The 24,047-nt window shown below is 68.1% G+C and carries 25 protein-coding genes and 1 pseudogene; 8 read left to right on the top strand and 18 right to left on the bottom strand.

Features of this window, described 5'->3' with window-relative positions; all coding sequences use genetic code 11:
* Positions 1–158: 158 nt before the first annotated feature.
* The gene (locus ABUA37_RS01415; RefSeq protein ID WP_349897329.1) at positions 159–659 is read right to left on the bottom strand and encodes a hypothetical protein; all 501 of its coding nucleotides are present in this window, start codon (positions 657–659) and stop codon (positions 159–161) included.
* Between the two features lie 53 nt (positions 660–712).
* On the opposite strand from ABUA37_RS01415, the gene map reads away from it, so the two are divergent.
* Positions 713–1,480 (top strand): type I methionyl aminopeptidase, encoded by a 768-nt coding sequence (gene map, locus ABUA37_RS01420; RefSeq protein ID WP_349897330.1) that lies wholly within the window; start codon positions 713–715, stop codon positions 1,478–1,480.
* 125 nt (positions 1,481–1,605) lie between these two features.
* Here the strand turns inward: map and trmD are convergent, their stop codons facing one another.
* The 3 genes from trmD to nirD all read right to left on the bottom strand — a co-directional run bounded on the left by trmD (position 1,606) and on the right by nirD (position 3,565).
* Positions 1,606–2,352 (bottom strand): tRNA (guanosine(37)-N1)-methyltransferase TrmD, encoded by a 747-nt coding sequence (gene trmD, locus ABUA37_RS01425; RefSeq protein ID WP_349897331.1) that lies wholly within the window; start codon positions 2,350–2,352, stop codon positions 1,606–1,608.
* Between the two features lie 119 nt (positions 2,353–2,471).
* Positions 2,472–3,206, bottom strand: coding sequence for a sirohydrochlorin chelatase (locus tag ABUA37_RS01430; protein ID WP_349897332.1), 735 nt, complete (start codon positions 3,204–3,206; stop codon positions 2,472–2,474).
* The gene (gene nirD, locus ABUA37_RS01435) at positions 3,203–3,565 is read right to left on the bottom strand and encodes a nitrite reductase small subunit NirD (RefSeq protein ID WP_349897333.1); all 363 of its coding nucleotides are present in this window, start codon (positions 3,563–3,565) and stop codon (positions 3,203–3,205) included. The genes ABUA37_RS01430 and nirD overlap by 4 nt, the downstream gene beginning before the upstream one ends.
* A gap of 207 nt (positions 3,566–3,772) precedes the next feature.
* Here nirD and nirB point away from each other — a divergent pair, with 207 nt between their 5' ends.
* Genes nirB through ABUA37_RS01450 form a run of 3 tightly spaced genes read left to right on the top strand, consistent with a single transcriptional unit; the run spans position 3,773 to position 8,305 of the window.
* Complete coding sequence (gene nirB / locus ABUA37_RS01440) at positions 3,773–6,397, top strand: nitrite reductase large subunit NirB (protein ID WP_349897334.1); 2,625 nt, start codon at positions 3,773–3,775, stop codon at positions 6,395–6,397.
* The gene (gene cobA / locus ABUA37_RS01445) at positions 6,394–7,176 is read left to right on the top strand and encodes a uroporphyrinogen-III C-methyltransferase (RefSeq protein ID WP_349897335.1); all 783 of its coding nucleotides are present in this window, start codon (positions 6,394–6,396) and stop codon (positions 7,174–7,176) included. The genes nirB and cobA overlap by 4 nt, the downstream gene beginning before the upstream one ends.
* A complete protein-coding gene (locus ABUA37_RS01450; RefSeq protein ID WP_407075328.1) occupies positions 7,166–8,305 on the top strand; it encodes a uroporphyrinogen-III synthase in 1,140 nt (379 codons plus the stop codon). The genes cobA and ABUA37_RS01450 overlap by 11 nt, the downstream gene beginning before the upstream one ends.
* A gap of 19 nt (positions 8,306–8,324) precedes the next feature.
* Here ABUA37_RS01450 and ABUA37_RS01455 read toward each other — a convergent pair whose 3' ends face one another.
* From ABUA37_RS01455 to ABUA37_RS01485, 7 genes and pseudogenes are all read right to left on the bottom strand, one after another.
* Complete coding sequence (locus ABUA37_RS01455) at positions 8,325–9,170, bottom strand: formate/nitrite transporter family protein (protein WP_349897337.1); 846 nt, start codon at positions 9,168–9,170, stop codon at positions 8,325–8,327.
* 135 nt (positions 9,171–9,305) lie between these two features.
* Positions 9,306–9,971, bottom strand: coding sequence for a ribosome maturation factor RimM (gene rimM / locus ABUA37_RS01460; RefSeq protein ID WP_349897338.1), 666 nt, complete (start codon positions 9,969–9,971; stop codon positions 9,306–9,308).
* A complete protein-coding gene (locus ABUA37_RS01465) occupies positions 9,928–10,164 on the bottom strand; it encodes an RNA-binding protein (RefSeq protein WP_349897339.1) in 237 nt (78 codons plus the stop codon). The genes rimM and ABUA37_RS01465 overlap by 44 nt, the downstream gene beginning before the upstream one ends.
* A gap of 186 nt (positions 10,165–10,350) precedes the next feature.
* A pseudogene (rpsP, locus tag ABUA37_RS01470) lies at positions 10,351–10,758 on the bottom strand (30S ribosomal protein S16); the annotation flags it as partial.
* Positions 10,759–10,902: 144 nt separating this feature from the next.
* On the bottom strand, positions 10,903–11,826 hold the full coding sequence (locus tag ABUA37_RS01475; protein WP_349897341.1) for a DMT family transporter: 924 nt from the start codon (positions 11,824–11,826) through the stop codon (positions 10,903–10,905).
* Positions 11,827–11,862: 36 nt separating this feature from the next.
* On the bottom strand, positions 11,863–12,660 hold the full coding sequence (locus tag ABUA37_RS01480) for an LLM class F420-dependent oxidoreductase (protein WP_349897342.1): 798 nt from the start codon (positions 12,658–12,660) through the stop codon (positions 11,863–11,865).
* A 98-nt stretch (positions 12,661–12,758) separates the two neighbouring features.
* Complete coding sequence (locus ABUA37_RS01485; RefSeq protein WP_349897343.1) at positions 12,759–13,448, bottom strand: hypothetical protein; 690 nt, start codon at positions 13,446–13,448, stop codon at positions 12,759–12,761.
* A gap of 189 nt (positions 13,449–13,637) precedes the next feature.
* On the opposite strand from ABUA37_RS01485, the gene ABUA37_RS01490 reads away from it, so the two are divergent.
* On the top strand, positions 13,638–14,789 hold the full coding sequence (locus ABUA37_RS01490; RefSeq protein ID WP_349897344.1) for a sensor histidine kinase: 1,152 nt from the start codon (positions 13,638–13,640) through the stop codon (positions 14,787–14,789).
* Positions 14,786–15,451 carry a response regulator transcription factor gene (locus ABUA37_RS01495; protein WP_349897345.1) on the top strand — a complete coding sequence of 222 codons (666 nt, stop codon included), beginning with the start codon at positions 14,786–14,788 and terminating at the stop codon, positions 15,449–15,451. The genes ABUA37_RS01490 and ABUA37_RS01495 overlap by 4 nt, the downstream gene beginning before the upstream one ends.
* On the opposite strand, the gene ffh is transcribed toward ABUA37_RS01495, so the two are convergent.
* Positions 15,448–17,010, bottom strand: a complete 1,563-nt coding sequence (gene ffh, locus ABUA37_RS01500; RefSeq protein WP_349897346.1) for a signal recognition particle protein — start codon at positions 17,008–17,010, stop codon at positions 15,448–15,450. The genes ABUA37_RS01495 and ffh overlap by 4 nt on opposite strands.
* A 39-nt stretch (positions 17,011–17,049) precedes the next feature.
* Here ffh and ABUA37_RS01505 point away from each other — a divergent pair, with 39 nt between their 5' ends.
* Positions 17,050–17,565, top strand: coding sequence for a gamma carbonic anhydrase family protein (locus ABUA37_RS01505; protein WP_349897347.1), 516 nt, complete (start codon positions 17,050–17,052; stop codon positions 17,563–17,565).
* On the opposite strand, the gene ABUA37_RS01510 is transcribed toward ABUA37_RS01505, so the two are convergent.
* The 3 genes from ABUA37_RS01510 to ftsY are packed head-to-tail and all read right to left on the bottom strand — an operon-like array spanning position 17,562 to position 20,075.
* Positions 17,562–18,434 carry an NAD(P)H-hydrate dehydratase gene (locus ABUA37_RS01510; RefSeq protein WP_349897348.1) on the bottom strand — a complete coding sequence of 291 codons (873 nt, stop codon included), beginning with the start codon at positions 18,432–18,434 and terminating at the stop codon, positions 17,562–17,564. The two genes, ABUA37_RS01505 and ABUA37_RS01510, sit on opposite strands and share 4 nt — an antisense overlap.
* Positions 18,418–19,158, bottom strand: coding sequence for a histidine phosphatase family protein (locus ABUA37_RS01515; protein WP_349897349.1), 741 nt, complete (start codon positions 19,156–19,158; stop codon positions 18,418–18,420). Before ABUA37_RS01515 ends, ABUA37_RS01510 begins: the two co-directional genes overlap by 17 nt.
* 47 nt (positions 19,159–19,205) lie before the next feature.
* Positions 19,206–20,075 (bottom strand): signal recognition particle-docking protein FtsY, encoded by an 870-nt coding sequence (ftsY, locus tag ABUA37_RS01520; RefSeq protein ID WP_349897350.1) that lies wholly within the window; start codon positions 20,073–20,075, stop codon positions 19,206–19,208.
* Between the two features lie 85 nt (positions 20,076–20,160).
* Between ftsY and ABUA37_RS01525 the strand changes: the two genes are divergently transcribed.
* Positions 20,161–21,351 carry an aminotransferase class I/II-fold pyridoxal phosphate-dependent enzyme gene (locus tag ABUA37_RS01525; protein WP_349897351.1) on the top strand — a complete coding sequence of 397 codons (1,191 nt, stop codon included), beginning with the start codon at positions 20,161–20,163 and terminating at the stop codon, positions 21,349–21,351.
* Positions 21,352–21,424: 73 nt separating this feature from the next.
* On the opposite strand, the gene ABUA37_RS01530 is transcribed toward ABUA37_RS01525, so the two are convergent.
* From ABUA37_RS01530 to ABUA37_RS01540, 3 genes are read right to left on the bottom strand one after another with little or no spacing between them, the layout of a single operon-like run.
* Entirely contained in the window at positions 21,425–23,179 is a 1,755-nt protein-coding gene (locus ABUA37_RS01530; protein WP_349897352.1) for a sensor histidine kinase, read from the bottom strand.
* Positions 23,176–23,577, bottom strand: a complete 402-nt coding sequence (locus ABUA37_RS01535; RefSeq protein WP_349897353.1) for a response regulator transcription factor — start codon at positions 23,575–23,577, stop codon at positions 23,176–23,178. The genes ABUA37_RS01530 and ABUA37_RS01535 overlap by 4 nt, the downstream gene beginning before the upstream one ends.
* Positions 23,574–23,954, bottom strand: coding sequence for a response regulator transcription factor (locus tag ABUA37_RS01540; protein ID WP_349897354.1), 381 nt, complete (start codon positions 23,952–23,954; stop codon positions 23,574–23,576). The genes ABUA37_RS01535 and ABUA37_RS01540 overlap by 4 nt, the downstream gene beginning before the upstream one ends.
* Positions 23,955–24,047: the final 93 nt, after the last annotated feature.

Below are 24,047 nucleotides of genomic sequence, written 5' to 3' on the forward strand. Positions count from 1 at the left end.
TCTGCAGCCGCCACAGGTCGACCACGGTCTAGTACTTCAGAAGGAATGGATGCGCCGACGAAAGCTGCGGCTCCCCTGAGGCAGAGCCGTGCGATGGCACAAGGGCTAATTCTGTCACATCCGGGCGGTGCCCCGCCACTCGACGGATGCCTGAGCGCTCAGTCCTGGTGCAGCGGGTGCAGTAGACCCCAGATGCGACCCCGGATGCGCTCCCGCGTCTCCTGCGGAAGCTGCCGAAGCGCGCTCCACAGCGCGGCGAGCGCGAGCACGGCGGCGATCGGCCCCACCGTGTTCGAGACGGTGTACGACAGCACGTTGAGATCGAGCCCGAACAGCTGCGTGAAGACGGAGGAACCGCGATCGCCGGCCACGGGTGCGTCGATCATGAAGAAGCCGTACGCGATTCCGAAGGAGTACGCGGAGGTCAGGAGCACCGCATCCCGCTTGGACACCGCGTGGTTCTCGCGCACCCCGGTTCTGGCAAGAGTCAGCAGCAGCGTGGCGAGCAATGCGAGGAAAGCGAGTGGGCAGATGAAACACTGGTAGCGGAAATGCCAGCCCAGATACACTCCGAACAGGCCGCGGCCAGCGAACACCCACGCGGGCAAAACCAGCAAGGCGCCAAACTGGATGTAGTAGAGGGCACGGCGGAAAGACATTGCTTCATTCTAAACCTGAGGTCGAAGGCCTACAGGACGCGCACGGGAGACAGATGATTGAGCTGAGAACGCCGGCCGAAATCGACGAGATGCGAGTGGCCGGACTCTTCGTGGCGGGTGTGCTGAAAGAGCTGCGCGCGATCTCGAGGGTGGGCGTCAACCTGCTCAAGCTCGACTCGATCGCGCACGACCTCATCCGGGAGTATGGGGCCGAGAGCTGCTACATCGACTACCACCCCTCCTTCGGCGCGATGCCGTTCGGAAAGGTGCTCTGCACCTCGGTCAACGACGCCGCGCTGCACGGTCTGCCGCACGACTACCCGCTTCAGGATGGCGACCTGGTGAGCCTCGACTTCGCGGCCATCGTGGGCGGCTGGGCCGCAGACTCCGCCATCAGCTTCACGGTCGGCTCGCCGCGCGACGAGGACCTGCGACTCATCGAGGTGACCGAGCGCGCCCTTGCGGCAGGTATCGCGGCGGCGACCGTGGGCAACCGCATCGGCGACATCTCGGCCGTGATCGGCACCGTCGCCCACGATGCGGGCTACTCGGTGAACACCGACTTCGGCGGCCACGGCGTTGGGCGCGAGATGCACGGCGACCCGCACATCGCCAACGACGGGCGCGGCGGCCGCGGGCTGCCGCTTCGCGCCGGGCTCGTGTTCGCAATCGAGCCGTGGTTCATGCAGTCGACCGACCGCATCTTCACCGACCCGGATGGCTGGACGCTGCGCAGCCTCGACGGCTCACGCGCCGCTCACGCCGAGCACACGGTCGCGGTGACGGAGGACGGTCCGATCGTGCTGACGGCGCGGGTGTAGCTCGTTCGGTCGCTGAGCTAGCTCGGTCGCTGAGGTAGCTCGGTCGCTGAGCTTGTCGAAGCGCCCTTCGACAAGCTCAGGGAACGTTGCGGGCTCAGGGAACGTTGCGGGCTCAGGGAACGTGCCTACTGCAGCAGGTCGGGGCGCACGCGCCTCGTGCGCTCGAGCTGCTGCTCGTGACGCCAGGCGGCGATCGCACCGTGGTTGCCGCTCAGCAGCACGGGCGGCACCTCGAGGCCGCGCCACTCGGCCGGCTTCGTGTAGCTCGGGTACTCGAGCAGGCCATCCGAATGGGATTCTTCGACCAGGCTCTGCGGGTTGCCGATGACGCCGGGAATGAGCCGTCCGAGCGCCTCGATCATCGCCATGGTGGCGACCTCGCCGCCGTTCAGCACGTAGTCGCCGAGACTCACGAGTCGCACCCTGGCGCGGGTGTCGGCGTACTCGACGACGCGCTGGTCGATGCCCTCGTACCTTCCGTTTGCGAAGACGAGGTGTTGCTCGAGTGCGAGCTCCTGCGCGAGGGCCTGGGTGAAGAGTTCGCCGGCGGGCGAGGGGAAGATGACGACGGGGAGTTCGCGCCCTTCGACAGGCTCAGGGACCGAGGTTTTGACAGGGTCGCGCCCTTCGACAGGCTCACGGACCGACGCGAGGATGTCGTCGAGGGCCTCGCCCCAGGGCTCCGGCTTCATGACCATGCCCGCTCCCCCGCCGTAGGGGGTGTCGTCCACGGTGCGGTGCCGGTCGTGGGTGAAGTCGCGCAGGTCGTGAATGGTGAGGTCAATAAGGCCGGACTGCCGGGCCTTGCCGAGCAGGGAGACATCGAGCACGGAGAAGAACTCGGGGAAGATCGTGACGATGTCGATGCGCACCCCTCGACCCTATCCGGATGGCGCGGCCTCGGCGTTCGCCAGAGTATGGGCCAATTCGTGCGGAATGGGCCGATACGACGGCCCGGATGGGACGAATCGGCCCATTTCGGCCGGGCCGCTCAGCGTGCGAGGGCCTCGGCATAGCGATGCAGCACGAGTTCGACCAGGACCGCGGGTGGTGCGACGTGCGGCAGCAGCAGCGGGGCGGTCGTGACATCGGCCACGGTGGCCCGCGCGAGACCCGCGAAGTAGCCGGGCGCGAGCAGGTAGCTGCTGACGACGACTCGAGCACTGGATGCCGCGCTCCGCTCGGTCTCGACGGCATCCGCGAGTCTCGGGGTTGCGGCCGAGAGGAACCCGACCCGCACCGGCCGCCCGATCAGCCCGGACAGGCGTGCGCCCATCTCGCGGCAGTCGTCCACGGCGCGGTGGTCCCTCGAGCCGGCGCAGGCGAGGACGACCCGGTCGCCGGGGCGAAGTCCTGACTCGACCAAGCGAGCCTGCAGGATCTGAGCGAGCCGGTCATCCGGCCCCAGTGCCTTCGAGACCGTGGCACCACCCGACTGGCGCGCGAGGTCGACGTGCACATGGTACCCGGCAGACAGCAGCAGCGGCACGACGACCGCGGCTCGCGCGCCGAGGCTCGCCAGTGCGGATGGCGCGTCCGGCTGCTGCACGTCGACGAACCCCGCGGAGACGGCCAGGTTCGGTCTCGCCGCGCCAATGGCGGCCACGAGAGCGGCGACCGCTACCTGTCCCGCTGGCGAGGACGTGCCGTGCGAGACGGCGACGAGCGCGGGAGCCTCGCGAGCGATCGCCCGACGTCGCGGGGTGCGCTGCGCGAGCAGCGTCACGCGGGAACCTCCACCTCGATGAAGCCGCCGACGACGCGCGTGCGGAAGGTCTGCAGCAGGAGGCTCGGGTCGGCGAAGCACTCCCCCGTTCCCAAGTCGTAGACCTGCTTGAGCAGGGGCGAGGCGACGGTCGGCCTGTCGCCCTTCGAGCCGAGGATGCCGCGAGCCATGACGAACGCGTCCGTTGCCGGATCGCGATGGCTGACCGCGTAGATCTCCTGCGGCGAGATGAGGAAGATGGCGATCTGCCGCATCCGAATGAGCAGCGCCTCGCCCCACGACGGCTCGAGTTCGTCGACCGCGCAGGCCTTCTCCCAGCTCGTCGTCTCGGTCTGCGGTAGCTCCTGAACGATGGTCATGATGCGCTCCCCTCTCTGATGCTTTCCATCGACGCTATTCAGCGCATGTTTCCCGGGTGGTGTCCGCATGTTTCGGCGAGGTGAATCCTCGTTCACAGCCTGCGCCGCACCGTGTGTGCCTCGTGTCACGCGCTCGACACACAAGGGCAACAGCGATGAAACGGGTGGCTTCTAGGGTCGCCATACGGCAGACGAAGGGCGCAACTCATGACACAGTTCTCTCCAGTCCCAGCGCGTTCGGAAGGCGCACCGCGAGAGGTCGTGGTGATCGGCGGCGGGCCAGCGGCACACCGCCTCGTCGACGCGCTGCAGTCCAGGGCGCCGGAGGCAGACATCCGGGTCACGGTGCTCGCGGATGAACGCCACCTCCCCTACGACCGGGTCTCACTGAGCAAGCGGCTGGGTTCACCTGCCGACGGCCCGACCGATCTCAGCCTGCAGCCGCGCTCGGTGTGGAACGGCGACCGGGTCACCCTGAGAACCGGGGAGCGAGCCGTGCGCATCGATCGCCGCGCGAAGCTCGTGTACACAGACGGCGGCGATCAGCTGCACTACGACGACCTCGTGCTCGCCACCGGATCGACCGCGCCCATTCCCGACATTCCCGGCGCGGAATACGCCCGCGCGTATCGCACGATCGACGACGTCGACTACCTCACCGCCACCGTGCGCACACTGACGACCACACTCGGGCGAGCGCCCCGGGTGATCGTCGCCGGCGGCGGCCTGCTCGGTCTCGAGGCGGCGGGCGCGCTGCAGCGACTCGGCGCAGAGGCTGTGGTCGTGCACTCCGGCCCGTGGCTCATGTCTGCGCAGCTCGACGAGGGCGCGGGGCAGGCGCTCGGAAGGCTCATCGCCGCGGAAGGCATCGAACTTCACCTCGGTACGCGCCCGCAGTCCATCCAGACGACGGATGGCGTGGTCACCGGCGTGAAGCTGACCAACTTTCGCAGGATCGACGCCGACCTCGTCGTCTTCTCGATCGGGATCACCCCGCGGGACGAGCTGGCCCGCGACGCCGGGCTCGAGCTCGGGGCGAAGGGCGGCGTCGTCATCGACACGCAGTGCCGCAGCTCCGACCCGTCCATTCGCGCGATCGGCGAGGTCGCCTGTTTCGAGGGCAGCTGCACGGGCCTCGTGGCGCCTGCGAACACGATGGCCGAGGTCGTGGCCGATCGCCTCCTCGGCGGTGCCGCGGAGTTCCTCACGGTCGACGACGCGACGAGCCTCAAGCTCTCCGGTGTGGACGTCGCGAGCTTCGGCGACACGAGAGCCGTGAGTGAAGGCGCACTCGAGATCGTGTATGCGGACCCGGCGCGGGGCCTCTACCAGAAGCTCGTGGTGTCCGACGACGCAACGACCCTGCTCGGCGGTATCTTCGTCGGCGACGCTGAGCCGTATGCGGCGCTCCGGCCCATGCTCGGACGCGAGCTCAGCGCTGAGCCCGCCGCGTACCTCTCCGCGCCCGGCGCCTCGGCTCCCGGTGGCACCGAGCTGCCCGACGACGCGCTCGTGTGCTCCTGCAACACCGTCACCGCGGGCACCATCCGCGCCGCCGTTCGGGGTGACGACGGGAACGACCCCTGCACCGACCTCGCGAGCTTGAAGACCTGCTCCCGAGCCGGCACCCAGTGCGGCTCCTGCGTTCCCCTCGTCAAGAAGCTGCTCGAGAGCGAGCTCGCGATCGCCGGAATCGCCGTGTCGAAGGCGATGTGCGAGCACTTCGCGATCAGCCGCCAGGAGCTATTCGAGTCGGTGCGCGTGCTCGGGCTGACCTCCTTCGACGAGATCATCGGGCGCCTGGGAACCGGCCGCGGCTGCGACGTGTGCAAGCCGGCCGTGGCATCCGTGCTCGCGAGCCAGCACGCGTCGTACATCCTCGACCAGGGCCGCGGCGCGCTGCAGGACACCAACGACAGGGCGCTCGCGAACATGCAGAAGGACGGCAGCTACTCCGTCGTGCCGCGCATCCCCGGCGGCGAGGTCACCCCGCAGAAGCTCGCCGTGATCGCGCAGGTCGCGCTCGACTTCGGCCTGTACACGAAGATCACCGGCGGCCAGCGCATCGACCTGTTCGGTGCGAGGCTCGACCAGCTGCCCGCCATCTGGCGCGTGCTCGTCGACGCCGGTTTCGAATCCGGCCACGCCTACGGCAAGGCCCTGCGCAACGTGAAGAGCTGCGTCGGGTCGACCTGGTGCCGCTTCGGTGTGCAGGACTCGGTGGCGATGGCCATCCGACTCGAACTGCGGTACCGAGGTCTGCGCGCTCCCCACAAGTTCAAGCTCGGGGTCTCCGGATGTGCGCGCGAGTGCGCGGAGGCGCGCGCGAAGGACGTGGGCGTGATCGCGACCGACAAGGGCTGGAACCTCTACGTCGGCGGCAACGGCGGCTTCCAGCCGGTGCACGGCCAGCTGCTCGCCTCCGACCTGGATGATTCCACGCTCATCCGCTACATCGATCGCTACCTGATGTACTACATCCGCACCGCCGACCGGCTGCAGCGCACCGCGCGCTGGATGGAGGATCTGCCCGGAGGCGTCGACCACGTTCGCGAGGTCGTGGTCGACGACTCGCTCGGGCTCGCCGCCGACCTCGAGGCGGAGCTCGCGAAGCACGTCGACAACTACGAGGACGAGTGGGCGGCAACTCTTCGAGACCCGGAGCGGCTGCGCCGGTTCCGCAGCTTCGTGAACGCTCCGGATGCGCCCGACCTCGGCTTCCCCCGCGTCGAAGAGCGCGGCCAGTCGAGGCCCGCCACCGCGGAGGAGCTTGCTGACCCGAGAACCGTGCTGGTCTCGGGCAGCAGCATTCCGCTGAGGCCCGGGCTATGACCGGGCTCGGCAGGGGGCGGGTGACGCTCGTCGGTGGCGGGCCGGGCGACGAGGGGCTCCTCACCGTCTCGGGCACCAGGGCACTCGCGGAGGCGGATGTCGTGCTCTACGACCGCCTCGCACCGCACACGAGACTCGACGTGCTCGCCCCGAACGCGCTGCTCATCGACGTGGGCAAGCAGCCCGGCCATCACCCCGTCAGCCAGCGCGGCATCGAAGCGCGCATGATTGCGCACGCCGAGGCCGGCGCGCACGTCGTGCGGCTAAAGGGAGGCGACCCCTACGTCTTTGGACGCGGGGGTGAGGAGGTCATCGCCTGCACCGCAGCCGGCATCCCCGTCACCGTGATTCCCGGTGTCACCAGCGCCATTTCGGTTCCTGCCGCGGCAGGAATCCCGCTCACCCATCGCGATGTCAGTCGCCTCTTCACCGTGGTCTCCGGGCATGCGCCGCTGAGCGAGGACGAACTGGGTCACCTGGCAGGCCTCGGCGGCACGATCGTCGTGCTCATGGGGGTCGGCACGCTGCCGACGCTCACCCAAGGGCTCCTCCGCCACGGCGCCCGCGCAGACCTGCCCGTCGCGGTGATCGAACGCGGCTACAGCAGCACGCAGCGCACCACGATCTCCCGCCTCGACACGATCGTGACGGATGCGGCGGTCGCCGAGGTCGAATCACCCGCGGTTCTCGTCATCGGCGATGTCGTGCGGCTGTCGCACCTCGCCACCGCGGCGGGCCTCGCCCAGGTATCCGAGCCCGCGTGGTCCGATGGTGCCTGAGCACCGTGTGGAGGTCGGGCCCGTCGCCGGATTCCGCGCGGACCAGCTCGACGGCTTTCGCATCGGTGTGACGAGCGACCGCCGCTCGGAAGACCTCATCGATGCCTTCGAACGACGGGGCGCACATGTCACGCACGCGCCAACGCTGCGCATCTCGCACGCGAACGAAGACGACGGCATCATCGCCGACACCCGCGCGATCATTGCCGCTCGACCCGACCTGCTCCTCGCGACGACCGGATACGGCATCCGACGCTGGTTCGAGGTCGCGGATGCTGCGGGCGTGGGCGACGCACTCACCGAGGCGCTCGGCTCAAGTCGCATCCTCGTGCGCGGCCCCAAGGCGCGCGGCGGTATTCGTGCCGCGGGGCTCCGCGACTCCGGCATGAGCGCCGTGGAGACCACGGAGTCGCTGGTGAGCATGGCCCTCGAGGAGTCGCCCCCCGGCGGCGTGATCGCGGTGCAGGTGCATGGCTTCACCGACGAGCAACAGCTCGACCGCCTCCGGGCCCATCATTCGGTCGTCACCGCCGCGCCGTACCGATGGACGCGCATCGGCGGTGCGGATGAGCGGGTGCAGCGCCTCGTCGAGGCGATCGTCGCACGCCAGCTCGACGTCGTGACCTTCACGAGCGCACCCGCGGTGGACGCCCTCTTCGTGGCCGCGGAGGACCTGGGCCTCGTGGACGCCATGCTGGTCGCGCTGCGGGAAGACGTGCTCACCGCCGCTGTCGGGCCGGTCACCGCGGCCCCGCTGCTCGCGAGCGGCATCGTGCCCATCCAGCCCGAGCGCTTTCGCATGGGCGCACTCATCCGACTCGTGTGCGAGCAGCTCGAGCGGCACGGCGTGCGACGCATCACGACGCGGCACGGCGAGCTCGAGCTGCGAGGCCAGGTGGCGGTGATCGCGGGCCGCAGAATCGTACTGACCCCGACATCCGTGGCCCTGGTGAGGCGACTGAGCGCGGTGCCGGGCACCGTGCTCTCGCGCTCGGAGTTGGCGGATGCCGTGCCCGGCGCGCAGGACGACCACGCCATGGAGGTGGCGCTCAGCAGGCTTCGACGGTCGCTCGGAGCCCCTGGACTCGTCGCGACCGTCGTCAAGCGCGGCTACCGGCTGGACGTCTGACGCCCAGCCGGCCATCGACTCAGGCCGCCGCGTCCGCGGTGCTCGCCGCGTGCAGTTCGACCGCCGGAACGAGCCGGTTCACCCGCGTGCGGTGTGAGAAGTAGAGCAATGCCGCGGTGAGGGTCAGCGCCCCGACGAGGTTGCCGATGAGCACGGGGGCCTGGTTCCAGAGCCACCACTCGCCCACGCTCACGTGGGCGCCGAGCAGCATTCCGGCGGGAATGACGAACATGTTGACCACGGCGTGCTCGAAGCCGAGCGCGAAGAACGACGTGACCGGCAGCCACATCGCGAAGATCTTGCCGCCGGTGGAGGTGGAGGTGAGGGCTGCGATGGCACCGAGCGCGACCATCCAGTTGCAGAGCACGGCCTTGATGATCACGAGCAGGATGCCGGCACCGCCGAGGGTCTCGTAGCCGAGCGTCTTCGCCTCCGCGGCGGTCACGATGGCCTGGATCATCGGGTTGGTGGAGTCGGTGCCCATCCTGGTGATCACCGCCGCGTAGAGCAGCAGGTAGATCGCACAGCCCACGAGGTGCCCGACGATCACCACGCCGAAGTTCTTGAGGGTCTTTGCGAGGGTCGTGCGTCGTTCCAGCAGCGCGAGCGGGATGATCGCGAAACTTCCCGTGACGAGCTCCAGACCGAGCAGAACGATGATGACGAAGCCGACCGGGAAGATGATCGCCCCGACGATCGGAAGTCCGGTCTGCTGGGTCGCCGCGAAGGCGACCGTGGTGGCGCAGGCGAGGATCGCGCCGGAGAGCGTTCCTCGAGCGAGCATCTGGCCGGTGCTGAGATTCGCCTTGTCGACCCCCGTGCGAACGATGGAATCGATGAGCTTATCCGGCGTGACATACGACATGGTGCTGCCTCCCTCGTGACTGAGCAGCCGGAAGAGGCTGCGTTGTCACGCTAGAAGTGCGGCAATGCCGTGCTGTTGCCGAGCCATATCGGCGAGGTAAAGAAGAGCTCACCGGCCGCACGCCGGCGTGTGAGGTCAGTCTTGCGAGCGCTCGGATGTGCCAGCTTCGTCAGCAGAAGCCGCTGTGCCTGCACTCGCGTCGTCATCGTCGTCGTCCGGCAGCTCCTCGAAGAGTCCGGTGGGCGGCGTGACCGTGAGGGTGCCCGCCGCGATGTCGACCGCGGGGACTATGGCCTTGACGAACGGCACCAGCACGTCTCCGGCATCCGTCGTCACGTGCAGGAGGTCCTGTGCGGGCAGGTGATCGACGAGGCTGACCACGCCCACCTTCGTGCCGTCGCGCATCACCGAGAGGCCCACGAGCTGGTGATCGAACCAGGCATCTTCCTCGCCGGAGGGTTCGTCCAGATCCTGGTCGATCCACAGGATCGCCTTGATCAGTGACTCGGCGGTGGTGCGGTCGGGCACATCCTTGAAGAAGGCGACAGCGTGCGTGTTGAACCACTTGAGCTCGATGAGTTCGAGCGTCTTGCCGTGCCACGGAGAACTCGTCGGCACCTGAAGGGTGAACACGGCGCCCGGGACGAATCGACGCCCCGGGTCATCCGTGTACAACTCGACCTTGATCGCTCCCTTGAGGCCGTGAGCCTTGGTGAGACGACCGACCCTCAACTGGGTCTTGTTTGGAACAGCTTCTCTAGAAATCGGTGTCCACCACGTCGACGCGCACTTTGTGTCCATCGGCCAGCGCCGAGACGAGGGTGCGGAGCGCCTTCGCGGTGCGACCGGCGCGACCGATCACGCGACCGAGGTCCTCGGGGTGCACGCGCACCTCGAGAACCTCACCGCGTGGGGAATTCTTTGACACGACCTGGACCTCTTCGGGGTGATCAACGATCCCCTTCACGAGGTGCTCAAGAGCGGCTGCGAGCACGGACTAGGCCTTGTCGGCGTCGGACGCCGCTACGGCGTCAACATCGCTGTTGTCGACCTGCTGCGGCGTCTCCTGCACGGTGGTGGTCGATGCGGCCTCGGCCTCGTCGACTGCAACGTCAGCAGCGGCGGCATCTGCTGCCGCCGGGGACTCAACGGAGGCATCCGCTGCCTGGTCGTCGCCGGTTGCTGCCGCGGCGGTCTCATCGGCGGCGGGCTTCTCCTCCGCCTTGGGAGCGGGAACCTCGGCCTTGGGCTTCAGGACGGCCTTCTTCTTCTCGTCTGCCTGGAACTCGACCTTGGCTTCCTTCACCTTGACGGTGTTCTTCGGGTTCTTCTCACCCTTGAAGGTGCCCCAGTCGCCCGTGAGCTTGAGGAGTGCCTCGACCTGCGGGCTGGGCTGCGCGCCCACGCCGAGCCAGTAGAGCGCGCGCTCCGACTTGACCTCGATGAGCGACGGCTCCTCGGTGGGGTGGTACTTGCCGATCTCCTCGATGACGCGACCGTCGCGCTTGGTGCGCGAGTCGGCGACAACGATGCGGTAGTACGGTGCACGGATCTTGCCCATGCGCTTCAAACGAATTTTTACAGCCACAATTCTCCTGCGATTCTAGATATGGGAGCGAACTGACAGCCGTGAGCGTGGGGGCACACTCGGCAGAAAGGTCTAAAAGGGAGCCTCACACCGTCTGATTAGAGGGTCGGACGACACGGACTCGACTAACCATTCTGCCAGAGATCAGCGGCTACTGCGTACCGGCTGTCTCGCGACGCTTCGGCGGCGACTGATGGCGACCCCCGCGAGCGCCAGAACTCCCCCGATGATGGCGAGCACGCCGGGTATCTCGCCGAAGAAGATGAAGCCGAAAATCACCACGATCGTCGGCACGACGTAGGTCGTCACACCGAGCTGGCTCGCCGGCATCCGCGAGAGCGCGTACGCCCAGGTGCTGAAGGCCAGGGCTGTCGGTACGGCCCCGAGGTAGAGCATCCCGAGGATGGAGCTGATCGGGGCCGCGGCGAGTTCGGGGATGAGCTGCCCCGCGAACGGCAGGCAGGCGATGGCCCCGATGACGCAGCCCATCCAGGTGACCTCTGCGGCGGGAAGCCGCAGCAGAGCGCGCTTCTGGCACAGCACGCCAACCGCGTAGGTGAAGGCCGCAAGCAGCGCCCACAGCATACCGCTGAGGTCGCCGAAGCCGGATGCGCCCATACCGAGGCCGATGAGCACGACTCCGAGAAATGCCACTCCCGCGCCGATCGCGAGCCAACGCGGGATGCCCTCCCCCAGGAACAGTCCTGCTCCGAGCGCGATGAGGATAGGGCCGATGTTGACGATCATGGCCGAGGTGCCTGCGTCGAGAGTCTGCTCCGCGGTGTTGAGCGCCACGTTGTACGCACCGAACCAGGCGACCCCGAAGACCAGAATGAGAAGCCACTCGCCGCGGGTCGGGCGCACCCAGCGTCGCCCGATCAGCACGAGCGAGAGCAGCACGGCACCGACGAGCAGGCGCCCGAGGGCGAGGGCACCGCCGGAGAAGTGCGGGGCGACGCCGCGAATCACGAGGAACGCGCTTGCCCACGCGAGCACCGTCACGACGATCGCAACGATGACGCTGGGCGCGATCGTACGGGATCTCGGGCCTGCCTGCGCTGTGGTCACTCGCTCAGGCTAGCCGCGGCGTCCGACATTCGCTCTTCAGCGAGCGTTGGTCGAGTCACGCCAGGCGAGCCAGTCCTTGACCCCGGCCAGGTTGTAGTCCGGTCCCGTGATGCCGACCGTGAAGAGGGTCGCGCCGAGGGCCACCATCTCGTCCACCTGATGCGTGGTGCGATCGCGGATCTCGGTGGAGATCTCGATCTCGCTCGTGTCGCGGCCGACATCCGCCCCGTGCGCCGCGAGGATGCCGAGCTTGCGCTCGAGAACCTCGGGATTGCTGAAGCTGTGCCAGATGTCGGCGTGCTTCGCCACGAGGCGCAGCGTCTTCTTCTCGCCGCCGCCGCCGATCAGAACGGGGATTCTGCGGGTGGGAGGCGGGTTGAGCTTGCCCCAGCGCGCCTCGATGATCGGGAGATTCGCCGCGAGGGCGTCGAGCCGCTTGCCGACCGTGCCGAACTCGTAGCCATATTCCTCGTAGTCGCGCTCGAACCAGCCGGAGCCGGTGCCGAAGATGAAACGGCCGACGCCGGTGCCCTTCGCGCTGATGTGGTCGATGGTGCGGGCCATGTCCGCCTGCAGGTTGGCATTGCGGTAGCTGTTGCAATTGACCAGGGCGCCGAGCTCGACCCTGCTGGTCTGCTCGGCGAGGGCCGCGAGCATCGTCCAGGACTCGAAGTGCAGGCCATCCGGTGCGCCAGACAGCGGGAAGAAGTGGTCCCAGTTGAAGATCACGTCGACGCCGAGGGCCTCGAGCTCTGCCGCGGTGTCGCGGATCTTCTCGTACGGGGCGTGCTGCGGCGCGATCTGGACGCCGATGCGGATGGGTCGCTGAGTCATCCGTCAAGCCTAAGCCGCGAGGGCTGCCGGTGCCGCGAGGGCCGCGGTTCATACACCCGCCCTCGCGACACACGGCAGCCCTCGTCGATACAGGATCCTCAGCGACGACGCAGCAGCACGATCGTGAGCGGCCCGAAGGCGAGCAGCATCGCGAGGAGCTGCACCGCACCGGCCGGGATGCCCCCGACGAAGTTCGCCACGACCATCACGATCGCCGCGACCGGCACCCAGACCGCCACGAGCCTGGCCCTCCGGAGGCCGACCGTGAGCAGGATCGGTCCGAGCGAGAACCCGACGAGGAACAGGATGAGCAGCAGGTTGCCGAGCAGCCCGCCGTCGTCCGCACCCTGGACGGCCTCCGCCGCCTTCGTCGAGACGCTACTCGCCGCGAGGTCGCTCGAGAGGCCGAAGAACAGCGCGAGGTGGCCGACGCCGGCGATGAGGCCGAGCGCCGTGATCGAGCCGCCCACGGTCGTGAGCACCCAGCCGCGGTCGCGCACGACGCTCGTGATCGCACCGATGCCCGCGACCCAGAGCAGGGGGCCGAGCACGGAGAGCACGCTCGTGATCGCCCACACCCCCTGGTGCGCGTTGACGATGCCAACGATCGTGTCTGACGCACTCGTCGGCTGCAGCGTCCACTGCACAATCGTCGTGACGACGAGGCTGAGCATGCCGGCGATCATGCCGATCGCGCCGACGAGTCGCCAGCTTCGCTCGGCGTGAGACAGCACGCCCTGTGCTGCGACAGGCTCTGGCCGACGTTCCGTTTTCTGTTCCGTGTTCATGGGGTTGGTCCCTTCTCGAGGAATGTTTGTACGAGCCTGCGGCTTCGCACCTCGGCGGCGCTTCCGTCGCGGGGGCGAAAAGCCATGGCACGCGAGCGAAATCGGCGGATGCCGCATCCGCCCTGATGCGGAGCGTCGTCACCCGAAATGCCGACGCCGCCGTGCCATAGCGAGCAATAGAGTGGGCCAATGTTCGGTCGTCTGGCCCCGTGGCTGCGTCGCCCGGTCGCCGGATTCGCCACCGGAGACCTGCTGCTCGCCGCGGTGCTGTGCGCGATCGCCGTGGCGAGCGTGCTCACCGGCAACCCCTACGAGGGGCCGCTCTACATCACGCTCCCGGTCGCGATCGTGTCGACCGCGGCCCTCGCCTGGCGCGTGAGATGGCCGGCGATGAGCGTCGTTCTGCTCGTCGCCGCGGAACTCGTGCAGACCTTCACCTCTCAGGTGCCGGGCTCGCTGTGGGCGCTCGTCGTCTCGATCATCGTCGTCTATTCGGTTGCCGCCCACTATTCGGAGGGCAGGGCCGCGATCTACGGGCTCGTCATGGTCGGCACCTCCATGCTCGAGGAGCGCGTCGACAACGGCGTCGACTACCTCTTCATCGTCGTGCTGTTCGGCGGGACCTGGTTGCTTGGAAGGGCGAGCCGGCTGTGGCGGGGTCGCGTGAACCACGCGGAGCAGCGTCAACACGACCTCGCCAGGATCGCCGTGGCGGAGGAGCGGCTGCGCATCGCGAGGGAACTGCACGACGTGGTCGCGCACAGCCTGAGCGTCATCTCGGTGCAGGCCGATGCCGCGGATGCCGCGCTGGCCCGCGACCCGGCACTCGCGCACGAGCCACTGCGGGCGATCCATGCGAGCGCGCGCGGTTCGCTGCACGAGATCCGCGACATGCTGCAGTTGCTTCGCAGCGAGGACGACGCGGATGCCGACAGCACGCTGCGACCGACGCCAGGCCTCGCCGCGATTGATGAGCTGCTCGCGAGCGCCGAGCGGGCGGGACTCACCGTTGAGGCGACGATCGAACCGGGGGCGGAGCCGATTCCGCCGGTCGTCGATCTCGCGAGCTACCGCATCCTGCAGGAGGCGCTCACGAACGCGGCGAAGCACGCGGGAGCCGTGGTCGTGCGCGTGATCGTGCGCCGCGCATCCGATCACCTGGAGCTCGAGGTGCGGAACGGCCCGGGCACCTCGCGACCGAGGATCGCAAGCGCAGGCGTCGGGCTGCTCGGCATCCGCGAGCGCGTCGAGCTGGTCGGAGGCACGCTGCAGACCCGGTCGACTCCCGATGGCGGCTGGCTGCTGCACGCCGAACTCCCGCTCGACGGCGGTGCGCGATGACCACCGTGCTGCTCGTGGACGACCAGCAGCTCGTGCGCACGGGCTTCAGGCTCATCCTCGATCTCGAAGACGACATGACCGTTGTGGGCGAGGCCTCCGACGGTCAGGAGTGCCTGCGGCTCGTCGCCGAAACCCAGCCGGACGTCGTGCTCATGGACGTGCGGATGCCCGTGCTCGATGGCATCGAGGCCACCAGGCGCCTCAGCGAGGCCGGCTCCGCGAGCCGCGTGCTCATGCTCACGACCTTCGATCTCGACGAGTACGTGTACGACGCGATGCGCGCCGGCGCGAGCGGATTCCTGCTGAAGGACGCCCCTCGCGAGCAACTGGTGTCAGCGGTGCGGGTGGTTGCGCGGGGTGAGGCGATGCTCGCGCCCTCGGTCACGCGGCGGCTGATCGAGCAGTTCGTGCGGATGCCCGCGCCATCCGACGGCGTGCCCGAGGCGATGCGGGAACTGAGTTCGCGGGAGCGCGAGGTGCTCGCCCTGCTCGTGCGCGGCCTGTCTAACTCGGAGATCGCGAGCCGGATGATCCTCGGTGAGGCGACGGTCAAGACCCACGTCGCCCGGCTGCTCGCGAAACTGGGCGTGCGCGACCGCATGCAGGCGGTCATCCTCGCCTACGAGTCGGGCTTCATCCGCCCGGGCGAGCCGCGCGCCTAGCGGCCGAGCAGCTTCTGCAGCGAGGCGAGCTCTTCCTCGGTGGGCGCACCCTTGCCCTTGGCGCCACCGAGTCCGAAGCCCGAACCACCCGCGGATGCCGCCGGCTTGGTCCCCGCCGCGAGCGCAGCGTTCTCCGCCGCCCGCTTCGCCGGGTTGCCCGACTTCGAGCCCTTCTTCTTCTGCTGCTGCTTACCGCGACCACCGCCGAAGCCCGCGCCCGGAATCGGGCCCATGCCCGGAACCTGCGGCACGCCACCCTTGGCGACGGTCTTCATCATCTTGGCCGCCTGCTCGAAGCGGTTGACCAGGGCGTTGACCTCGGTCACCGTTGTGCCGGAACCCTTGGCGATGCGTACGCGGCGCGAGCCGTTGAGCACCTTCGGCTGGCGGCGCTCCTGCAGCGTCATCGACTGGATGATCGCTTCGGTGCGGGTGATCTCCGACTCGTCGAAGTTCTCGAGCTGCTGCCGCATGCCCTTGGCGCCAGGAAGCATCCCGAGCATGCCCTTGATCGAACCCATGTTCTTGAGCTGCTGCATCTGGCTGAGGAAGTCTTCGAGGGTGAAGCTGTCTGTCGCGAACTTCTCGGCGACCTTGCGCTGCTCCTCCTCGTCGAAGGTCTTCTGCGCCTGCTCGATGAGGGTGAGAATGTCACCGAGGTCGAGGATGCGGCTCGCCATGCGGTCGGGATGGAACGGCTCGAAGTCGCCCAGTCCCTCACCCGTCGAGGCGAACAGGATCGGACGACCGGTCACCGAGGCGACGGAGAGCGCAGCACCACCGCGCGCGTCGCCGTCGAGCTTCGTGAGCACCACACCGGTGAAGTCGACGCCATCCTGGAACGCCTTCGCCGTGGCCACGGCATCCTGACCGATCATCGCGTCGATGACGAACAGCACCTCGTCGGGGTCGACGGCCTTGCGGATGTCCGCGGCCTGTTTCATGAGTTCCGCGTCGACGCCGAGACGACCGGCGGTGTCGACGATCACGGTGTCGTACTGCTTGTCGCGCGCGAACTTGAGCGCGTCCTTCGCCACCCTGACCGGGTTACCCACGCCGTTGCCGGGCTCTGGCGCGAACACGGCGACGCCGGCCTGCTCACCGACGACCTGCAGCTGCGTGACGGCGTTCGGGCGCTGGAGGTCGGCCGCCACGAGCAGGGGGGTGTGGTTTTCGGCCGCCAGCCACTTGGCGAGCTTGCCGGCGAGGGTGGTCTTACCCGCGCCCTGGAGGCCTGCGAGCATGATGACGGTCGGCGGGTTCTTGGCGAACTGGATGCGGCGGGCCTCGCCACCGAGGATCTGGATGAGCTCGTCGTTGACGATCTGCACGACCTGCTGGGCCGGGTTCAGCGCCTTCGACACCTCGTCGCCGAGGGCGCGCTCACGCACGCGGCCGGTGAAGTCCTTCACGACATCCAGCGCGACGTCGGCGTCGAGCAGGGCGCGACGGATCTCGCGCACGGTGCCATCGACGTCCGCCGGGCTCAGCTTGCCCTTGCCGCGGAGGTTCCTGAAGGTTTCGGTGAGGCGGTCGGTCAGATTTCCAAAAGTGGCCATGGTGCATCCAGTTTAACCGGCCGCCGCTATGTTGATGGCATGAGCGCACTGATTCTGCCCTTTGACGGCAACTCCCCCGAGATCGACGGCTCCGCGTGGGTCGCGCCGAACGCCACGCTCATCGGCCGGGTCACGCTCGGCGAGCGGGCGAGCGTCTTCTACGGCTCCGTGCTGCGCGCGGATGTCGACTCGATCACGATAGGCGCCGGCAGCAACATCCAGGACAACGTCTCCGTGCATTGCGACGCAGGCATCCCCACCACGGTCGGTCGCGGCGTGAGCGTGGGCCACTCCGCGGTGCTGCACGGCTGCACGGTCGAGGATGACTGCCTGATCGGAATGGGTGCCACGGTGCTGAATGGCGCGGTGATCGGCGTCGGATCGCTCATCGCGGCCGGAGCCGTCGTGCTGGAGGGAACCATCGTTCCACCCGGCTCGCTCGTCGCGGGAGTGCCCGGGAAGGTGCGTCGCGAACTGAACCACGAGGAGCGTGAGCACATCCGCGAGAACGCACGGCACTACCTGGAGATCAGCAGCGCCCACGCGAAGATCTAGGCGCGCTGCCCGAGCTCGAGCAGCAGCGACGGCAGCTCGTCGATGAGCTCTCGCGCCAGGAAGCCGGTCGGTCCGATGCGGGCCGAGAGGCGATCGCCCGCGGTGATGTGCAGGTGTGAGCCCCAACAGGCTGCCTGTGCCGGATCGGCGCCCCTCGCCATCAGCCCGGCGATGGCGCCCGCGCGCACGTCTCCACTGCCCGAGGTGCCGAGCCCACCGGGCCCCGAGCCGAGTCGCCAGCGGCGCCCATCCGGTGAGGAGATGAGTCCGAAACAGGTGACGACGGCGTTGTAACGCCGCGCCAGCTCGGGGATGTCGACCTCGAGGTCGCGGATGTCCCTGCCGAGCAGCCGCTCGGCCTCGCCCTTGTTCGGCGTGAGCACGAGGCGCCCAGCCCAGCCCTCGAGCGCGTCACCGAGTTCGGGGAGCACCCCGAGCGCGTAGGCGTCGAGCACGAACGAGGTGGACTCGCCGCCGAGCGGCGAGAGAGCGCGAAGCAGGGCCTGGGTCTCGTCGGCGTCGTCCAGGCCGGGTCCGATGAGCACCACATCCGTCGCGGCGAAGGCCTGTTCAAGGCGCGCGGCCCCCTCGGCGAGAACGGCACCCGCGCTCGATTCGGGCAGCGCGAGCACGGCCGACTCCGGCATGGCAACGGCGAGCGCGGGCGCCACCGAGCCGGCGACGGCCATGCTCAGTCGGCCGGTACCCACTCGCAGAGCCGCGGTGCCCGCGAGCAGCACCGCCCCGGGGGTGCTGCTCGCACCGCCGACCACGAGCACGCTGCCCCTCGCGTACTTCGAGTCCGCACCGCTCGGCAGCGCCCACTCGCGCAGCAGGTCGGGGGTGATGGTGCTAACGGGGTTCGACATCCCGATCTCCTGTGTGGGCCGTGACGGGGGCGTTGAGGCTCTTGAGGTGCTCGACCGAGTTGTGGATTCCGAGGGACCACTCCCCCGTGCCGCTCGGCCGCCGCAGAATAGTGACGGCGGCGTTCAGCACGGGCTCGGTGCGCGCGAGCTCGAGCAGCTCGCGTTCGCTCAGTCGCTCGCAGATGTAGCGCAGGTTCATGATGATGGCGTCGTGCGCGACGATCAGCACCCGCTCTCCGTCGCACTCGCGATCGAGGTCGGCCAGGAGCGAACGCAGCCTGAGCGCAACGTCGGCCCAGGATTCGCCGCCGGGCGGCCGGTAGTAGAACTTGCCGAGGCGGGTGCGCCTGGCATCCTCACGCGGATAGTGGCTCACGACGCCGCGGTGGGTGTACGTGTCGAGGATGCCGAGCTCCCGGTCGCGCAGGCGTTCGTCTGCTCGCGGTGCAAGCGACATCCGCTGGTCCGTAAGAGCAATGGATGCCGTGTCTGCCGCCCGCAGGTAGGGCGAGCACCATGCGGCCTGCGGGAACTGCTCGTCGGCGAGCGAGCGAAGCCAGACGGCGAGTGCCTCGGCCTGGCGGCGACCCGTGTCGCTGAGCGGAACGTCGGCGTCGCGCAGCGGCGCGTCGACCCGATCGGCGCCGTTGCGCTCGGCTTGCGTGGCTGCCACGTTGGCCGTGCTCTCGCCGTGGCGGACGAGGATCAACTCGCGAACACCCATCGTTCGACCCTACAACTGGAGCGATTCGGCAGGCTGTGTGATCGGTGTCAGTCGAGCAGGCCCTGCACGAAGACGTGCGGCGTGAAACCGGTGAGGTCACCGATACCCTCGCCCTGCCCGATGAGCTTGATCGGAATGCCGGTCTTCTCCTGCACGGCGAGCACGAAGCCGCCCTTGGCCGAGCCGTCGAGCTTGGTCAACACGAGCCCGGTGACTCCCGCGTGCTCGACGAAGGCCTCCGCCTGGGCGAGACCGTTCTGGCCGGTGGTCGCGTCGAGCACGAGCAGCACCTCGGCGATCGTCGTCTGCTTCTCGATCACGCGGCGGATCTTCGACAGCTCGTCCATGAGGCCGCTCTTGGTCTGCAGCCTGCCCGCCGTGTCGATGAGCACGATCTCGATGCCCTCGCGCTGCGCGCGCTCGACGGTCTGGAAGGCGACGGACGCCGGGTCCTGCCCCTGCTGCTGCGGCTTCTGGATCGCAGCACCGCCGCGCTCGGCCCAGGTCGCGAGCTGCTCCACGGCGGCGGCCCGGAAGGTGTCCGCGGCGCCCACGATCACGCTGCGGCCGTAGCCGGTGAGGAACTTCGCGAACTTGCCGATGGTGGTGGTCTTGCCCACGCCGTTCACGCCGACGACGAGCACGACCGCGGGGCGTTCCGAGAGCGAGAGCGTGGGATTGAGCTTGGCGAGGCGTTCCTCGAGGCTTTCGCGCAGCATCCGCTTGAGGTCGGCCGGGTCGGTGGTGCGATACTTCGCGACGTTCGCGCGCAGTTCGGCTACGAGCGCGTCGGTGAGGTCCGAGCCGAAATCCGCGCCGATGAGCGCGTCTTCGAGGTCGCTCCAGGTGTCGTCATCGATCGTCTTGCGTGCGAACATTCCGCGCAGTGCGCCCGAGAGGGACCAGGAAGAAGCCATGCGATAAACCTACCTGTCACACGCGGGCAGAACGCCGCGCGGGATAGGTTGAAGGGGTGAACAGAGCGATGGGGCTGGTGTCGGAATGACGATCTCGGGGGCGTGGCAGCGCGCGGCACGCGGCGCGGGACTGATGGCCGCGAGCGGCGAGCTGAAGCCGACGATTTTCGCCGAGATGTCGGCTCTTGCGGTGGCGACCGGCGCGATCAACCTGGGGCAGGGCTTCCCCGACGAGGATGGCCCTGCCGAGGTTCTCGAGGCGGCAAGGCAAGCCATCAGCGATGGCGTCAACCAGTACCCGCCCGGCATCGGCATGCCCGTGCTGCGCGAGGCGATCGCGGAGCACCAGCTTCGCTTCTACGGGATGAGCGTGGACCCCGACCGCGAGGTACTTGTCACCGCGGGCGCGACGGAGGCGCTCGCGGCGAGCATCCTCGCTCTCGTCGACGACGGCGACGAGGTGGTGACGTTCGAGCCCTACTACGACGCCTACGCCGCCCTGATCGCGCTGGCGCGAGGCGTCCATCGCACGGTTCCACTGCGCGCCCCCGACTTCCAGCCAGCCCACGACGAGCTGCGCCGGGTCGTGACCGACCGCACCCGCGTCATCCTGATCAACAACCCACACAACCCCACCGGTTCGGTGTTCGATCGCGAGACGCTCGAGCTGCTCGTCGAACTCGCCCACCGCCACGACGCGATCATCGTCACCGACGAGGTCTATGAGCACCTCACCTATGGCGCCACCCACATCCCGGTCGCGTCGCTGCCCGGTGCCGCGGAGCGCACGGTGACGATCTCAAGCGGAGGCAAGACCTTCAGCACCACGGGGTGGAAGATCGGCTGGCTCACGGCACCGCACGAGCTCGTAGAGGCGATTCTCGCCATCAAGCAGTTCCTCACCTACGTGAACGGCGCACCATTCCAGCCGGCGATCGCCGTCGGCCTGCGTCTGCCGGACGAGTACTTCGCCCGCACCGCCGAGGTGCTGCAGCAGAAGCGCGATCTGCTCTCTAGCGGGCTCGTGCGGGCGGGCTTCACCATCTCGAAACCACAGGGCTCGTACTTCATCGTCGCGGACGCGGCGCCGCTCGGCTACCCGGATGCCGCGGAGTTCTGTCGCCGGCTGCCCGAACTCGCCGGGGTGGTCGGCGTGCCGATCACCGCATTCGTGAGCGAAGCGAACTCCGCGCAGTACGCCTCACTCGTGCGATTCGCGTTCTGCAAGAAGTCTGAGCTGCTCGAGCGCGCATCCGCCCAGCTCGCGGCGCTGTAGGTCGAGGCGGCGGCTGCCGGTCAGCGGCCCTTCGACAAGCTCAGGGACCGTTCGATTCGACGAGCGCCGTGCCTCAGGCACCGGTGAGCACGTTGGCGTGTTCGACGACGGGCAGCGTCATGCTGAAGCAGGTACCGACGCCCTCCTCGCTCGTGACGCCCATGTCTCCGCCGTGGGCGCGAATGATCGCCCTGGTGATCACGAGACCGAGACCGACGCCGGGCACGGCGTTGCGTGTGGCGGTCGATGCCCTGAAGAAGCGCGAGAACAGCTTGTCGAGCTCGGATGCCGCAATGCCCATGCCGGTGTCCTGCACGGTGATGACGACGTTCGACCCGTCCGGCTGCAGCCCGAGGGTGACGGATCCACCGCTCGGGGTGAACTTGATGGCGTTGGACATGAGGTTGTCGCAGGCCTGACCGAGGCGCACGGAGTCGCCGTTGACCAGCAGTCCCTCGACGACGTTGGTGTGCAGCGTGATGCCCGCCGCGGCAGCCACGGGCCTCGCCGACTCGACCGAGGCCATCAGGATGGGAGCAAGGTCCTGCTCCTTCTGGTCGAGGTTGAACTTTCCCGATTCGACCTGGGCGGTGAAGAGCAGGTCGCCGACGAGCCTCAGCAGCCTGTGCGCATTGCGCTCGGCGACGCCGAGGTAGCGCAGCTGACTGTCGCTGAGCTGGTTCTCATCGTCGTCACGCATGAGCTCGAGGTATCCGAGGATGGAACTGAGCGGGGTGCGCAGCTCGTGCGAGATCAGGCCGACGAACTCGTCCTTCAGCCTCGCGACCTCACGGGCCTTCGTCTGGTCGTAGGCGACGAAGAGGTAGCCCACGATTTCGCCCGACTTGTCGAGCCTCGGGGTGACCGAGAGTTCGATCGGAATCGTGCTGCCGTCGGCGCGCACGTAGCTCCACTCGCGCACCTCCGCGACACCGAGTCGAGCGGATTCGACGAGAGCCGAGAACCCGGGGTTCAGGACGGTCGCGCCGGCCGGATAAGAGAGATCGCGGGCGCGCTCGAGCAACTCGGACTCGAGGTGGAACTCGTCGATGTGCAGCTTGCCCTGCACCTCACCGAAGGGCACGCCCAGCATCTTCTCCGCGCCGGGGTTGAAGGCGTCGACGAGGCCGGTGAGATCGGTACCGATGATCGCCTGCTCGGTGACGGCCACCCAGATCTCGCGGAACATTCGCTCGGCCGTGCGCACCTTCGCTTCGCTCTGCTTGAGCTCGATCGCGTGCTGCACGCTCTCCGCGAGCATCACCCGGCTCTGCTCGGCCAAGCGGCGCACCTTCTCGAGCCGGTGCCTGGCGGTGTGCGAGATCTCATTGATCACGGCGGCGGCAAAGCCGTAGACGATGACGGTGAAGCCCGAACGCAGGAACTGCTCCAGGTTCGCGGCGATCGGCAGGCCGAGCGCAAACGGCATGAACACGGTGACTGCGGCACCGATGGCCGAGTAGAGGACGAACTTGCGACCCTCCTCGGCCGCGAACCACACGATCGGCAGCGCGACGAGCGCGGTGAACACGGTCGCGTTGTTGCCCGTGCCGATGCAGAGCAGCCCGATCGCGAAGAAGTCGACGGCGGGCACGCACAGACCCCAGTCCCAGAGCGACTCGCGGGGGCTGATGATCGCGGCGAACACCGTGGCCACCGCGACGGCCGTGACGGCGATCGCGACGGCGAGGGGCGAGGTGACCTGCAGCCCCGGAATCGCCATCGCCGCGATGGTCGCGGCGAACACGAGGAGCGTCGTCGGCGCCTGCTTCAGCAGCGGCGAGGGGGCGTCGAACCCGAGCCGCTTGTACAGGGCTGCAATCTTCATGCTCCGGCTCCAATCGACGGGGCGATGAGCGCGAGGCGTTCCGCCAGCTCTCGTGGACTGAATGGCTTGATCAAGTAGTCGTTGGCTCCGGCATCCCTGCCGAGTTGCTGCGAGGCCTCATCGACGGCGGCCGACAGCAGCACGATGTGCATGCCGTTCACCTCGTCGTGGGCGCGCACGAGCCGGCACAGGTCGAGGCCGGTCTTGCCCGGCATCGCAACGTCGAGCACGGCGAGGTCTGGCTTGAACGCAATGATCGAATCCCACGCGTCGTCGCCGTTGCCGAGTTCGTCCACCAGGTCGAGACCGGCCTTCTGCGCCGCGTACGCGACGAGACTACGAATATCGGGGTCATCATCCGCGACGATGACGCTGATTTTGACACCCGAATCGGTCATGGCGCAATCCACCTCGGTACACAGTTGAGAAGCACCTCGCGCACGCTGGCGCGGGTGACGGGCTTGGGGAGCGCTGCCCGCGTCGGCGGGTAGTTCTCGAGGTCGAGCACGGAGCTGATCGCAACGGGGCAGTCGGGAACGTCCTCGTAGAGGCGCTCGCTGAGGGCCCATCCATCCATCCCGGGCAGCATCAGATCGATGACGGCGAGGTCGGGTTCCGCGGTGGCATAGGCGCTGATGGCGGACTCGGCGGTCGCCGCGTCGGTGACCTCGCAGCCAGCGATTTCGAAGTGTCGGCGCAGGAGGTTTCTCTGGTCGTCGTTGTCATCGACGATCAGGACTTTGACGCGTTGCTGCGTCACGGTGGTGAGGCTCATTCGGCGCTGCGCTTCCCTTGTGCGATACCGATCAACGGGATTCCGATGATCGCTGGGGCCAGCCGAAATGCCTCGGGCGTGCTGAAATCTACT

The organism is Parafrigoribacterium soli (assembly GCF_040227235.1).
GTDB lineage: Bacteria > Actinomycetota > Actinomycetes > Actinomycetales > Microbacteriaceae > Parafrigoribacterium_A > Parafrigoribacterium_A soli.

What these genes read in the sequence shown, in the direction of transcription:
- ABUA37_RS01415 (WP_349897329.1), bottom strand. Translation starts at nt 659, where the DNA reads ATGTCTTTCCGCCGTGCCCTCTACTACATCCAGTTTGGCGCCTTGCTG.
- map (WP_349897330.1), top strand. Translation starts at nt 713, where the DNA reads ATGATTGAGCTGAGAACGCCGGCCGAAATCGACGAGATGCGAGTGGCC.
- nirD (WP_349897333.1), bottom strand. Translation starts at nt 3,565, where the DNA reads ATGACCATCGTTCAGGAGCTACCGCAGACCGAGACGACGAGCTGGGAG.
- nirB (WP_349897334.1), top strand. Translation starts at nt 3,773, where the DNA reads ATGACACAGTTCTCTCCAGTCCCAGCGCGTTCGGAAGGCGCACCGCGA.
- cobA (WP_349897335.1), top strand. Translation starts at nt 6,394, where the DNA reads ATGACCGGGCTCGGCAGGGGGCGGGTGACGCTCGTCGGTGGCGGGCCG.
- ABUA37_RS01450 (WP_407075328.1), top strand. Translation starts at nt 7,166, where the DNA reads ATGGTGCCTGAGCACCGTGTGGAGGTCGGGCCCGTCGCCGGATTCCGC.
- ABUA37_RS01455 (WP_349897337.1), bottom strand. Translation starts at nt 9,170, where the DNA reads ATGTCGTATGTCACGCCGGATAAGCTCATCGATTCCATCGTTCGCACG.
- rimM (WP_349897338.1), bottom strand. Translation starts at nt 9,971, where the DNA reads ATGGACACAAAGTGCGCGTCGACGTGGTGGACACCGATTTCTAGAGAA.
- ABUA37_RS01480 (WP_349897342.1), bottom strand. Translation starts at nt 12,660, where the DNA reads ATGACTCAGCGACCCATCCGCATCGGCGTCCAGATCGCGCCGCAGCAC.
- ABUA37_RS01485 (WP_349897343.1), bottom strand. Translation starts at nt 13,448, where the DNA reads ATGAACACGGAACAGAAAACGGAACGTCGGCCAGAGCCTGTCGCAGCA.
- ABUA37_RS01490 (WP_349897344.1), top strand. Translation starts at nt 13,638, where the DNA reads ATGTTCGGTCGTCTGGCCCCGTGGCTGCGTCGCCCGGTCGCCGGATTC.
- ABUA37_RS01495 (WP_349897345.1), top strand. Translation starts at nt 14,786, where the DNA reads ATGACCACCGTGCTGCTCGTGGACGACCAGCAGCTCGTGCGCACGGGC.
- ffh (WP_349897346.1), bottom strand. Translation starts at nt 17,010, where the DNA reads ATGGCCACTTTTGGAAATCTGACCGACCGCCTCACCGAAACCTTCAGG.
- ABUA37_RS01505 (WP_349897347.1), top strand. Translation starts at nt 17,050, where the DNA reads ATGAGCGCACTGATTCTGCCCTTTGACGGCAACTCCCCCGAGATCGAC.
- ABUA37_RS01510 (WP_349897348.1), bottom strand. Translation starts at nt 18,434, where the DNA reads ATGTCGAACCCCGTTAGCACCATCACCCCCGACCTGCTGCGCGAGTGG.
- ABUA37_RS01515 (WP_349897349.1), bottom strand. Translation starts at nt 19,158, where the DNA reads ATGGGTGTTCGCGAGTTGATCCTCGTCCGCCACGGCGAGAGCACGGCC.
- ftsY (WP_349897350.1), bottom strand. Translation starts at nt 20,075, where the DNA reads ATGGCTTCTTCCTGGTCCCTCTCGGGCGCACTGCGCGGAATGTTCGCA.
- ABUA37_RS01525 (WP_349897351.1), top strand. Translation starts at nt 20,161, where the DNA reads ATGACGATCTCGGGGGCGTGGCAGCGCGCGGCACGCGGCGCGGGACTG.
- ABUA37_RS01530 (WP_349897352.1), bottom strand. Translation starts at nt 23,179, where the DNA reads ATGAAGATTGCAGCCCTGTACAAGCGGCTCGGGTTCGACGCCCCCTCG.
- ABUA37_RS01535 (WP_349897353.1), bottom strand. Translation starts at nt 23,577, where the DNA reads ATGACCGATTCGGGTGTCAAAATCAGCGTCATCGTCGCGGATGATGAC.
- ABUA37_RS01540 (WP_349897354.1), bottom strand. Translation starts at nt 23,954, where the DNA reads ATGAGCCTCACCACCGTGACGCAGCAACGCGTCAAAGTCCTGATCGTC.